Source organism: Methanolinea sp., assembly GCA_016699325.1.
Lineage (GTDB): Archaea > Halobacteriota > Methanomicrobia > Methanomicrobiales > Methanospirillaceae > UBA9949.
The window spans coordinates 576,217-588,347 of sequence record CP064971.1; the positions used below are offsets into that span (position 1 = coordinate 576,217).

General features: G+C 55.3%; 13 protein-coding genes. 6 read left to right on the top strand and 7 right to left on the bottom strand.

From position 1 onward, the window contains the following. Positions 1-116 precede the first annotated feature (116 nt). Genes IPI71_02945 through IPI71_02960 form a run of 4 tightly spaced genes read right to left on the bottom strand, consistent with a single transcriptional unit; the run spans position 117 to position 3,218 of the window. Positions 117-1,313, bottom strand: coding sequence for a TraB/GumN family protein (locus tag IPI71_02945; GenBank protein ID QQR71481.1), 1,197 nt, complete (start codon positions 1,311-1,313; stop codon positions 117-119). Continuing rightward, positions 1,313-1,840, bottom strand: a complete 528-nt coding sequence (locus IPI71_02950) for a YkgJ family cysteine cluster protein (protein ID QQR71482.1) — start codon at positions 1,838-1,840, stop codon at positions 1,313-1,315. Before IPI71_02950 ends, IPI71_02945 begins: the two co-directional genes overlap by 1 nt. Positions 1,841-1,849: 9 nt before the next feature. Further along, positions 1,850-2,167 carry a hypothetical protein gene (locus IPI71_02955; GenBank protein ID QQR71483.1) on the bottom strand — a complete coding sequence of 106 codons (318 nt, stop codon included), beginning with the start codon at positions 2,165-2,167 and terminating at the stop codon, positions 1,850-1,852. A gap of 40 nt (positions 2,168-2,207) precedes the next feature. Beyond that, entirely contained in the window at positions 2,208-3,218 is a 1,011-nt protein-coding gene (locus IPI71_02960; protein QQR71484.1) for a TIGR00303 family protein, read from the bottom strand. Between the two features lie 225 nt (positions 3,219-3,443). Here IPI71_02960 and IPI71_02965 point away from each other — a divergent pair, with 225 nt between their 5' ends. From IPI71_02965 to IPI71_02975, 3 genes are read left to right on the top strand one after another with little or no spacing between them, the layout of a single operon-like run. Beyond that, positions 3,444-3,875, top strand: a complete 432-nt coding sequence (locus tag IPI71_02965) for a phosphatidylglycerophosphatase A (protein ID QQR71922.1) — start codon at positions 3,444-3,446, stop codon at positions 3,873-3,875. Continuing rightward, on the top strand, positions 3,866-4,600 hold the full coding sequence (gene cobS / locus IPI71_02970) for an adenosylcobinamide-GDP ribazoletransferase (protein QQR71485.1): 735 nt from the start codon (positions 3,866-3,868) through the stop codon (positions 4,598-4,600). Before IPI71_02965 ends, cobS begins: the two co-directional genes overlap by 10 nt. A 25-nt stretch (positions 4,601-4,625) precedes the next feature. Then, complete coding sequence (locus IPI71_02975) at positions 4,626-5,546, top strand: 4Fe-4S binding protein (GenBank protein ID QQR71486.1); 921 nt, start codon at positions 4,626-4,628, stop codon at positions 5,544-5,546. Here the strand turns inward: IPI71_02975 and IPI71_02980 are convergent. Then, the gene (locus tag IPI71_02980; GenBank protein ID QQR71487.1) at positions 5,524-5,826 is read right to left on the bottom strand and encodes a hypothetical protein; all 303 of its coding nucleotides are present in this window, start codon (positions 5,824-5,826) and stop codon (positions 5,524-5,526) included. The genes IPI71_02975 and IPI71_02980 overlap by 23 nt on opposite strands. A 175-nt stretch (positions 5,827-6,001) precedes the next feature. On the opposite strand from IPI71_02980, the gene tuf reads away from it, so the two are divergent. The 3 genes from tuf to IPI71_02995 are packed head-to-tail and all read left to right on the top strand — an operon-like array spanning position 6,002 to position 9,259. Next, a complete protein-coding gene (gene tuf, locus IPI71_02985) occupies positions 6,002-7,279 on the top strand; it encodes a translation elongation factor EF-1 subunit alpha (GenBank protein QQR71488.1) in 1,278 nt (425 codons plus the stop codon). Between the two features lie 30 nt (positions 7,280-7,309). After that, positions 7,310-7,618: a 30S ribosomal protein S10 gene (locus IPI71_02990; GenBank protein QQR71489.1), complete on the top strand. Its 309-nt coding sequence runs from the start codon at positions 7,310-7,312 to the stop codon at positions 7,616-7,618. Positions 7,619-7,627: 9 nt separating this feature from the next. Next, positions 7,628-9,259, top strand: coding sequence for a TIGR03663 family protein (locus tag IPI71_02995; protein QQR71490.1), 1,632 nt, complete (start codon positions 7,628-7,630; stop codon positions 9,257-9,259). A gap of 366 nt (positions 9,260-9,625) precedes the next feature. Here IPI71_02995 and IPI71_03000 read toward each other — a convergent pair whose 3' ends face one another. Then, the gene (locus IPI71_03000) at positions 9,626-10,798 is read right to left on the bottom strand and encodes a hypothetical protein (GenBank protein QQR71491.1); all 1,173 of its coding nucleotides are present in this window, start codon (positions 10,796-10,798) and stop codon (positions 9,626-9,628) included. A 6-nt stretch (positions 10,799-10,804) separates the two neighbouring features. After that, a complete protein-coding gene (locus IPI71_03005; protein ID QQR71492.1) occupies positions 10,805-11,983 on the bottom strand; it encodes a cell division protein in 1,179 nt (392 codons plus the stop codon). Positions 11,984-12,131 lie beyond the last annotated feature (148 nt).

A 12,131-nucleotide genomic window follows, 5' to 3' on the forward strand; every position in this document is an offset into this window, starting at 1 on the left:
ATCCATGAATGAAAAATAAAAAAAAATCGGGGTGTAGTTTTTATTAATCCCTATGACTGCTCTGCTGTCGAGCATATGAAATGGAAAACCAATAGGTGCGTTTCGTTTTGAACTAGCTACAGGAGGTTCTGGATCGCCGCGATCATGTTTCCAATTCCCTCGCTGATGAGCACCCCGGGATCGATTCCGAGGATAGGGAAGATGAAGATAAAATAGAGGATGGTCCCGAGTGTGCTCCCGACATTTGCCAGTGCGGCGACTAAAACGACCTTGAAAAGCGGGATCCGCATCATCTCGGTGAATGTCTCTGCCTCAAAGATCTTCCGGTAATCGGACGGCGCCGGCTTTCGTATCTTTGCCTCGACGATAGCTGCGAACCACCCTGCGGCGATGAGCGGGTTTAATGCCGTGAACCAGGAGACGGCAAAGCCGGTGGCAGCCGAGAGCGGGTGGCCCCGGGCCATGAGCGTGAAGGCAGCGGTCAGCAGACCGTGGATGAGCACCCAGTACACGAGCGCGGTGAACAGGATCTCGATCCCAACCCCTGAAAATCCTATGGCAACGAGCAGTAATATAAAGAGAAAGGTGACTATCGCCCCAAAGATTAGCCCCCAGGGACGCGGTTTGATCTCAGCGGTGAGCCCGGACATGGGAGGGAGGGTGGCATGATCCGCGAGATACCGGTTTACCCCGTCCTGGTGGCCGGCCCCTATCACCACCAGGATGCGATCATACTTGTTCGAAAGCCTGATGATCTGGTGGGCGAGATAGGCATCCCGTTCATCGATAAGAGCCCGGGCACCGTTGGGAGAGAACTTCCGGAATTCCTCCAGTGCCGCCGAAATAACATCCTGTTTTTTCAACTCCTCGATGTCGATCTCCTCCCCATCCATGGAGGCGACTGATACCGCCAGGGCATAGAACATCCGAATTTTCTCGATAAGTGAGAGCGAGCGCCAGAACCGCTGGAGTGTAATCCGGATATCCCGGTCGATCAGGTCAACCCTGATGCCACGCGCTTCTGCTTCCTCGACGGCTGCTCTCATCTCTGCCCCGGGCTCTACTCCCACATCGAGCCCAATTCTCCGCTGGAGGTAAGCTAGGAGCCACTGGACGAGGAGCTGGGCGAAAGTCTTTGCCTCAAGCACATCTGATACCGATGCTTCCTGGACATGCTTTTTCAGGGCGGCATACCTGCCAGGATCGAGCTCAACTGCAACCACATCGGGCGAAAAGTCAGCGATGGCCTGGCGGACTTCTGCAATGCTCTCGCTTGAGACATGAGCGGTACCGATAATCCGCAGTTCACCCATCAGAGCACCTTCAATCCCGTGCCGTCAACGAGAACCTGGCACCCGGGTGGAATTCTGCACACTGAAAGGACCTGGCGGACCCGCTCCTCTTCAGTAAGCTCAGCCCTTCTCCGTTCAAGGAGCAGTCCGGCAAGATCCCATGCTTCCTTCCGCGATATTTTGCCGCCGATACCAGGACAGTGCGATACGATTAGGTGCTCGTTGTCAAGCATGAACGGGAACGTCCGGCATATCCAGGGCCGTGCCGCATAAGCGGTGCAGAGCCCACCGGAATAAAACCTGCATGCCTCCCCATGTTTCCGGACCGCCCATTCGAACGTGATGCTTCCTCCGCCCCTGGTCTCGACAAACTCGGGGTAGGGGGTGGCGATATCACCGGACTCGAGTCCGGTTTCCTCTGCCAGCCGGCAGACCTCTTGGGGCGACACCATGACCAGGTTGTCCGTCCCCTTGCAGCATACGCCGCACCGGGTGCATGAAAAACCGATATCCCGAACCATGCGGGCAAGGGTGCTTCTTTTTATCATGGATATCCGTTATAACGAACCGCATTCGAAGATGATGTGGTTGAAGGGGCGGAAGACCAGCCTGCCATTGTCAGGATGGTTCACCTCAGGTTGCCACTGGATCCCGTGGGTGTTCCGGTTATGAACGGCGATGGCTTCGTTCTCACAGAGCGGCGGGGTGGCGAGCCTGACGGAACACTGCGGAGCCAACCCCAGGCACCCGATTGCCAACTCCTCGGGAGGGGTGGCGTTCGGGATTATCCGGGGATAAATTTCAAGGTCACGGAGCATCCGCAGGATCCGGTTGTTCATCTGTGCGTAGAGGTTAACCACGTACATCGGGAGCATTCCCTGATAAGTTGATCGGCGGTGGTAATAAGGCCTCTTTTCAGGAGTAGGCATGGGCGAATTCGAGGATTTTCCCGCGGATTGCGGCAGGGCTGTATCCCTGCAGGAAGGCCAGCAGCATGGCCCCTCCAGCACCCATTCCTTCCTTGACCTCCCCGATACAGTACCGGGCAAGACCGGAATGTCCGAGTTCCCCGAACCCGGGGTCTATGTAGAACACTTCTGATCCGATACGACCTGCCATCTCGGCAAAGTTCGCAGAAGCGTCGTCCCTCACGTAGCAGGTGGTAGCGATGCGGGGTGCTGGTCTACCTATTGCCCGCACCAATGCGGCGACCGAGAGCATCTGGGTTCCGCCAGCAAGGAACAGGTTACCAGGGTAACGGGCGGCGATTCCCGCAGCCACCGCGATCATCGGATCACCCCCGATTCTCACCGTGTCCAGCGGTGATGAGAGCCCAGATTCGGAAATCCTCCCGGCAACGATTCTCCATATCTCCTCCTTCATGGATACCGGATTCTCGATATAGCTGCTGCTCACGCGGGCCGGGTAACCGAGAGCGCGGAGCACGCAGAGCGAAGTGGTGGTACCCCCGGGAACGCACTCGCCGAGGACAAGGAGATCAGAGACCTGCCCGAGGAAGGCGCCGAGCAATTCTCCGCGGCCGAAAAGAAGTTCTGCATCGGGCACAGCATCGCCGAACCGGGGATCATCGCCCGGGGTTCCATACACATCGAGACAGGGTACTGTCGGGCGATGCACGAGCCCGGCATTGATGAAGAGAGGGGAGAGTCCGGTCAGTTCCATGACGGCCCGGGTGATGGATGCCGGCGTCGGACACCCGGTCGGGGTATTTGGCTTGACCGGCATGCTGGATATCGATCCTTCGGCAATCAGTTCCGCATCAAGGATTGGGGTCAACAGGGTTTTTTCCGGAGTCGGCCCTGCCCCGGAGATCCCGGGAACCATGGAGAGGAGGGTGTTGGAGAGTATGCTGCAGAAAATGGGCCTCCGGGGGAACATATCCGGATTCGTTGAGACAAAGGGCATGCGGATCTTCCCTGGTACCTCGCACCTTGCGAAGCATCAAGCTATCTTTCCCGCCGGAATCACGATTAGATTTCCAGTTAAGGGGTACAAGGAATGCTGCAGTTCATGCGGCAGACAGCATCGAACAAGCCAGTTGGCGGAAGGGGAATTATTTCTACGGCGTGCACTTTACCCAGGATAAAGGTGGCAACCCTAATAAGGAAACCGGGAAAAGATCTTTCTCTAATGTTCAGAATCGAAGAGCGCCTCGGGGAGAGGGGGATTTCCATCGATGATATGGTCGTCGCCGCCATGGCCCTCTATGTACCCCATGGGATGGATGCAGGATCGGCTGCGGGAGCCATCCGGGAAAAGATCAGGAAATATCTCGGTGACCCGAATATCGCCTCTCTCATGCTCGGTGCCATCCTCCTTGAGGAAGAGATCTTCGGATCCACCGATCCGGAAATCCAGGGAGACCCGGTCTTCCTGCTCTCCGATGAGATTATCGGCATGGCCATCGCCGAGTGCATCGGGGGGACCTATGCCCGGTTCGAATTCACCAGGTACGACCAGAAGAAGCCGGGAGTCCTCTCGGAACTCGGGCCGTTTCTTGACGATGCTGTCGCGGGGCTCATCGCCGGCTGCACGTCCCGCCTCTATAGCGAATGCTGCTGAGTCCGATCCGTGCCCTGCTCCAGTTCACCACGGTGCTCCCGCTGGGGGAACAGGCAGATATCGACTCGTTTGCGCGCTGGTCATGGCTCTATCCGGTTGCCGGTTACGTGACCGGTGGGTTTGCCGGGATCTGTGCATTTTGGATCGCTGAACCCCTCCTTGCAGCAGCAGCTGCGGTCGCTGCTATCATCCTCGTTACCGGAGCGCACCACCTTGACGGTCTGCTCGATCTGGGCGACGGGCTCATGGTCCACGGAGACCGCGAGAGTCGACAGAAAGCCATGGCCGACCGGCAAATCGGCGCAGGAGGAATGGCCATGGGAGGAGCCATAACCCTTGTCTCCTTTGCCGCAATGGCGTCTTCGCCGATCCTCTGGCCGGCACTGGTTGCCGCTGAGGTAACCGCCAAGTTCTCAATGGCGTTTCTCACCGCTTACGGACCTCCCTTCCACGAGGGGATACATTCCGCTCTCCACCGGGCATCGCGACCTTATTTTCCGGTCCTTTCCTTCCTTCTGTGTGCTCCGCTGGTTCTCCTTCCGCTATCGCCGCTCAAACTTGCCGGTGCTGCAACGGTCATGGTCGTCGTTCCTGCCGGCCTGCTCTCGATCTCCTGCCGCCTTTTTGGCGGAGTGAACGGGGATGTGGTCGGCGCATCTGGAGAAATCACCCGGGCCATCGTTCTTGCCACCCTGGTCATCATTCCTGGGAGCACAGTTTTTTAGGTACGGCACCTGTATCATTTCTCTGATGTTCAAGGATCTTGGAGTTTACAAGAAAGGTGGCGTGATCACGGAACGGAACCCGGAATACTGCGCGGTGAGAACCCGCATTCCGGCAGGGATGATTTCTGCAGACCAGTTAAGGGGCATCGCAGATATCGTCGAGCGGTACGGCGGCGAGGGTGTACAGCTGACAGTTCGCCAGACCATCGAGCTCCCCAGCATGCCTCCGGATCGGCTCGAAGGAATCTCGCGCGATCTTTCAATGAATGGTACTCCCCTCGGTGCAGAGAGGGACGAGGTAAAGAACGTCATCGCCTGCACCGGCAATCAGCGCTGCATCTTCGGCAATATCGATGCCGTTGCACTTGCCAGGGAGATCGACAGGAGGCTCTTTGGCAAGGAGATGCCGGTGAAATTACGGATAGCAATCTCCGGATGTCCGAATGCCTGTACAAGCCCAATGCTCAACGAGATCGGGGTCATGGGAAAGATCGAACCAATACGCGTACCGGGAATGTGCACCGGGTGCGGAACCTGCGTTGAATACTGCCAGGAAAGTGCTATTACCATCAAGAAAGGGATATCGGTTCTTGACAGTGAAAAATGCGTGGATTGCGGGGTCTGCATCCGTTCCTGTCCGTATGATCTCCTCAAATCATCGGGTCCCTACTATCTCATCACCGTGGGAGGAAACCGGGGAAGGCATCCGAAGATTGGACGCGAGCTGGTGGCGGTACGGACTAGCAGCGCCGCAGCCGATGTAGTTGAAAAGGTTGTCACCTGGGTTTACCGGAACGCGTGGAGCGGGAGACTCCTCTCGGATCAACTGGATGACCTGCAATTCGATACCTTCAGATCAGAAATCCAGAACCAGATACCAGATGAGGATCTGTTTACGCCCGGGGTTATCACCGAGAGTGAGGTTAACGCCGGTAGCGTGACCTGAACCCGGAATTCTGATCGTCATCGCACTCTATTGCCGTTGCGGAAACGATCAGGGAATTGAACTGCATGGCGGCGTTCATCAGCGCTTCGTCTCCAGAAACCCCCCCTCTGCTTGTTTTCATGGCAGTTTCTTGGGGAGACGGGTACGATTTGCCACCGATTCGGATCCCTTTGCAGTGAATGCAGAACGCGCAATTGCGGTGCACCGAAACATCACCGTCAGCACACGCAACGGTTACACGGACGTTCTTTTCATCCCGGGTAATTGCAAGGGTCTTCATGATGGGAAGGAGGTACTGCACCCATAAGATATGATAATACCGGTTTTTCTCGTTATTTCGTGAAAACTACTCAAATATCGCTCATCGAAATGATTAATAAGGATCCCTTTCCAATACATACTACTCGCGTAAACAGGCTGTACTTCTGCAGTTTGTCTTTATCGGAGGAATGTTTATGGCAGCTGAGAAGCCCCACCTTAACCTGGCGGTTATCGGACACATCGATCATGGGAAGTCAACAATGGTAGGACGACTCATGTTCGAGACCGGAGCCGTACCTCCCCATATCATTGAGGGATACCGGAAAGAAGCAGAGACAAAGGGAAAGGCGACCTTCGAGTTCGCCTGGGTCATGGATAACCTCAAGGAAGAGCGTGAAAGAGGCATCACCATCGATATCGCTCACAAGAGGTTCGATACGCCCAAGTACTATTTCACCGTAGTAGATTGCCCGGGCCACCGGGACTTTGTCAAGAACATGATTACCGGCGCATCCCAGGCTGATGCAGCAATCCTGGTGGTTGCGGCACCGGACGGAGTGATGGAGCAGACCAAGGAGCATGTGTTCCTCTCGCGGACGCTCGGCATCAGCCAGTTGATCATCGCCATCAACAAGATTGATGCGGCCAAGTATGATCAGAAGCGTTACGAGGAGGTCAAGAAGGATCTTTCGTCCCTCCTGCAAATGGTTGGCTACAAGCCCGCAGAGACCTTCTTCATCCCCACCAGCGCTCTTCAGGGTACGAACGTCGCAAAGAAGAGCACGGAGACACCATGGTATACCGGCCCGACGCTCCTCGAAGCCCTCGACATGCTCAAGGAACCCGAGAAACCGGTTGATAAGCCGCTCCGGCTCCCCATTCAGGACGTGTATTCAATCAGCGGTATCGGGACAGTCCCTGTCGGCAGGGTCGAGACCGGCGTCATGAAGAAGGGCATGAAGGTCTCGTTCATGCCGGCCAACAAGGAAGGCGAAGTCAAGTCCATCGAGATGCATCACGAAGAGATCCCCCAGGCAATCCCGGGGGACAATGTGGGATTCAACGTCCGTGGGCTTGGAAAGGGTGATATCCGCCGCGGCGACGTCTGCGGACCAGCCGATGCACCACCGACCGTTGCCGATGAGTTCACCGCACAGATCGTCGTGCTCCAGCACCCGAGTGCCATCACCGTAGGCTACACTCCGGTGTTCCACTGCCACACCACCCAGACGGCATGTACTTTCATCGAGCTGAAGAAGAAACTTGATCCGCGGACCGGACAGACCAAGGAAGAAAACCCGACCTTCATCAAGACCGGTGATGCGGCTATCGTCCAGGTCAAACCTACCAAACCGATGGTCATCGAGAATGTCAAGGAGCTCCCCCAGCTCGGCAGGTTTGCGATCCGTGATATGGGAAGCACCATTGCCGCCGGGATGTGCATTGGAATCCAGGCCAAGCAGATGAGATAACTCCGATTCCCCAACATCGCGGTGAATATCATGCAGAAGGCCAGGATACGCCTGACAGGGACCGATTTCAAGAAGGTTGAAATGGTCTGCGATCGGATCAGGGAGATTGCGGAGAGGACCGGGGTAAATATGGCAGGCCCCATCCCCCTCCCCACAAAACGACTGGTCGTGCCCATCCGGAAAAGCCCGGATGGCGAAGGTACCGCAACATGGGACCGCTGGCAGATGCGGGTGCACAAGCGGTTGATTGACATAGATGCCGATGAAAGGGCGCTTCGCCAGCTGATGAGAACCCAGGTCCCGAAAGATATCGGCATCGAGATAGTTCTCGAGAGCTGAGGGAGCGGATTGCCCGCCGGATTTCAGTCTCGGATCCGGACCTGGTTTTCTTTCAGAAACCTCTTTTTGATCATTTTTTTACTGGCATTGCTGCTCCGCTTCTCGGTCCTGGACCTCAAGCTCTTCCACCACGATGAAGCGGTCCATGCCTGGTTCGCCTGGAACCTGATGACAGACGGGTCGTATGCCTATGACCCGATGTACCATGGTCCGTTCCTCTACTATGTCACTGCCGGGATGTTCTCGCTGTTCGGTGACTCGGACATTGTCGCCCGGATCCTCCCCTCACTCTTCGGGGCGGCAATCATTCCTGTGGTATACTGGATCCATACCCTTGGTTACCTCGACGAGCGCCAGACCCTGGTGGCTTCGCTCTTTGTCGCCGTATCACCATCCCTCGTCTACTTCTCACGCTTCCTCCGCCATGATATTTTCCAGCTCTTCTTCACCGTGCTGATCCTTGCCGCCATCCTTGCCTACCTTGAGCGGGGCAGGTTGCGGTATGCGCTGCTGACCGGCCTTGCCATAGGCTGCGGGATGTCGCTGAAAGAGGACATGCCTATATTTCTCGTTCTCCTCACCATCTTTGCACTGGCCTCGATTTTCAGGAAGAAGATCAGGCTGCCGGAAACCTGGCTCCGGGATACTGTTGCAGGGCTGATTGTCACTATTGGGATCATGGTGGTGTTGTATTCATCGTTCGGCATGCATCCCGAGATCATCCAAACAGGGTGGATCCGGGCCTATGAGCACTGGGTGGCCATGCACGGGATGTGCCGGATCTGCGGTCCATGGTTTTTCTATATCCTTCTCTTCCTGCTCTACGAGGTGCCGATCTTTCTACTGGCAATCTTTGGCACAGCCCAGTTTGCGGTGCGGCATTGCCCGCTCCATTTCCTCGGCACCCGTGTCGGACGAGCGGGGAAGGTAGGGCTTGAGACGGTGGTTGATCCATCCGCGGAGGTTATAACCCCTCAACAGGCTCAACGGGCAAGCTGGGATAAAAAAGAACTCTTCTTCCTTTTTTGCATCTTCTGGATGCTTTCTTCTATGGCCGCCTATGCCTATATCGGGGAGAAAGTGCCCTGGTTGATCATCCACCAGCTCCTCCCGATGATCTTTGTCTCTGTCTACCTCATGACACCGAGGAAGACCGTAATCGCAGTGATCTCGTGCCTCTTCCTGATCGTGATGACATGCCATGTCTGCTTTATTCCGGCCGATATAAACGAGCCGATCGTCCAGGTGCAGAACTCCGAGGATATGCGAACGGTCATGGCCCTGATCGATGCTTCGGATACCGTGGTCATCGCATCTGAAAACTATTGGCCGCTTCCGTGGTATTACCGGGGAGAGAGATGGGAGAGAATGCGATTCTATGGGAAAATCATCGATGAGCCTTTGGTCTACCAGATCGATCCGGACATGGTAATCACCCATGACCTCAACAGTTATGCAGCCCTTGAGGGGTTCAATAAAACAACGTACAAAATCAGCTATTGGTTTTCAATCTACGACAATGAGCATCGGATACCTGAATATTATTTCAAGCGGGATGGCAAGCTGGGGAGCATCAATATCGATGTCTTCACCAAACCTGGTTTATTCGAAAAGGCCGGAATCCCTCCACCGCTAGTCTGACAGCCATCCTGGTTTTCCTCTCCCGGGTCTGGCATACCTGGTATTGAACTTGAACGGATATCGGACCCCAGGTATCACTTTGGATGCGGTGAAGGCTGTAAGGTGAGTTCTATCTCACCCGGGATGCTGTTGCGGTAGGCAGACTCCCGCAAACGTCAACAGGAACGTGAATTTCCAAAACAGTGTTACAGTGTTATACCGGGTAATAGGCATTCATCTATCGAGATGGAGGAACGATAACGAGGCCCCGTTCCTCTGACACCGTTCGAATACGGGGAACACACCATGAAGCACGGGGAAGCGATTCTCATGGAATGCCCCGGTAATGGATTGGAAAACCCATATTCTTTTATGAAAAATAAAGGTTTATCCGAGCTCGTCCCAGCGGCGTCTCCGTTTGAAGAGGACGATACTGATGACCGCCAGGATTGCGACTACCACGATGATCAGGATGGTTATGATGTTCCCGGAAATGGCGCTGCCGATTCCTCCGAGCGCGGCAAATGGATTTGAATCGACATCCTCCTTCAGGGCTTGTGCGTCAGCAAGAACTTCATTCCCCTTTGCTGCTGCTTCCTGTGCTTTTTTTGCGGCTTCCTCGAATTTTTCTGTGGCACCCGGATTGTTTTCCGCGGCAAGCTTTTCGGCCCCGGCCTTCAGGTCTTTGGCCGCCGTCAGTCTCTCGGCGGCAATCTCCCACTTTGACAGGATTAGCATTAGTCGGGCGTCGGAGCTCATGCTCTTATTGACCCGGAAATAATTGATCAGATCCTCAGTCTCTCCGATCGATGACTCCGCATCGGCAATCGCCTTCTGCGCCTCGAGGATCACCAACTCGGATTCAAGCTGGTCGATGAGGGAGGCAGCCTGGGTGAGTTCGAACTGGGCGCGGGCAATGTCGCGGGTAGTTGCCGCACTTTCAAGGAGGTTAGTTGCCTGTCCGAACTTAGTCTGAAGGGACGTAATGTCAATGCCGCCGGCCGCAAGCTGGTCAATCCGTGGGCGCAGGCCGGTCAGCACCGATTCCTCATATGCAATCGATTCTCCGATGGTCGCAGGGTTCAGGACCATTTTTTTCCTGACGACCTCGCTTCCTGAAACCACGGAATTCCGGTTATCGAGTTCTCGCACCCTGACCAGGATATGTTCCTGTGACACGTTCACGACCGGGGCTGTCCCTTCCACCTTCACCTTGAGAGAGACTTCTCGGTTTGACGGGTAGGAGAGTTCCCATCCCGAGAGCCTGATGTTTGGTCCGGTCTCGCTCTTGGAGGGGTTCTCAATACCGTCAAGATAGATTGAATACATCCAGTTAGCATCATCCAGCTCGGTGTCCATCTGAATGTTGTGATCGCTAGAGAAGGTGTATCCCCCTGTAGCTGAGAATTTGATGACAAACGATGCGGACCCCCGGCTTACCCCAGATACGAGGTCTCCGCTGGGGGTGACGGCAATATTTTCAACGGAGAAAGCCGATACGATGCACACCAGGCAGAAGATACCACACAGGATTCCCGTGAACTGTAACAATCTTCTCATATCAAATCACTCGAACAACGGTTCGATATCCTCATCAATGGAAAGCGGCTGGCGTTCCTTTGACCGTTCAACCTCATCCCGGGCTTCACGTGCAATTGAGAGGAGTTCCCGGATCCGGGGGGCGCTCCCGATGGTGGCAAGCAGGACGACAGATGCCACGTAACTGCTGGAAACCGGGTAATCCCCGCCCCGTACTTCGACACCAGCAATATTTTCTTCCACCCAGCTTTTAGCCTTCTCGATCCCTTTGCGGTCAAGTTCATCCGGCGGACCTGCCACAATGACGAGGGCGCGTTCAGCAGTGGAGAAATCGCAGGGGAGGGTGAGCCTGCCAAGCATCGCCCTTCTGGTCAGGGAGATGATCTTTGCCGTCCGGTCCTCACCGAGAAGTACTTCCTCGGCCGCCTCCCGCTTCCGGATCGAACCCTTGATTCCGTCGATAATACCAGATACCGAGGTGCGGGATCTACTGCTGCTGACCGCTGCAATGGCATATCCCACTGTGCTGATGCCACCTCCCCGGAGGGTATTGATGATCTCGCTTGAATCGACCACCATCTCACCGACACCGGCCCTGCCGACCTCGCCTGCCCTGAAGAGGACCCCAAACCTCCTGACAATTTCGTCGTTTAAGCGTGAGAATGCACTCTTGATGCTCTCACCCTCGTTCTTCCATGCGCTGTTGTCGAAAATGAAGGTGTTGTCTGCTTCCTTGGTAAGTGTGGCGAGGCTCCTTGCTGCGTTCAGAGAGTAAAGTCTTCCTTCTTCGGGTGCGGGAAGGATCCCCAGGACATAGACCGGTTCATGGTATATCTTTTTGAGCTGGCGGACCAGTACGGGGGTTCCACCCGACCCGGTCCCACCGCCGAGGCCGGCAACGATCATGAAAGCGTCGACATCATGGGTACCACGGCGGTCGATGGCACTGATGATGGTATCGGCCTCGTCAAGGGTAACCTTTGCTCCGGCAGCGTTGTCCGTACCGACTCCATGCCCTTTCGCCACGGTCTGGCCGATCAGGATCCGATCTTTGAGGTCGATATGCTTGAGACCCATCAGGTCTGTTCTGGCAGTATTTACCGCAATACCCCTGAAACTGCCCCTGGCGAGCTTCTTGTCCTGCTCGATGAACATATCGACAATCTTTCCTCCCGCCTGGCCAAACCCGATGAAAAAGATCCTCATGGAGCAGAAACACCAACCAGCTGCATTTTCCTGTGACTATATAAAATGCTCAACTAATTGTTTGCCTCCGGAAGTTCAAAAACTTTCTTGTAATATTCATGACCTCAGAAGCCTTATAATCGCTGTATAGGTTTCCGGAGCCTTTTTT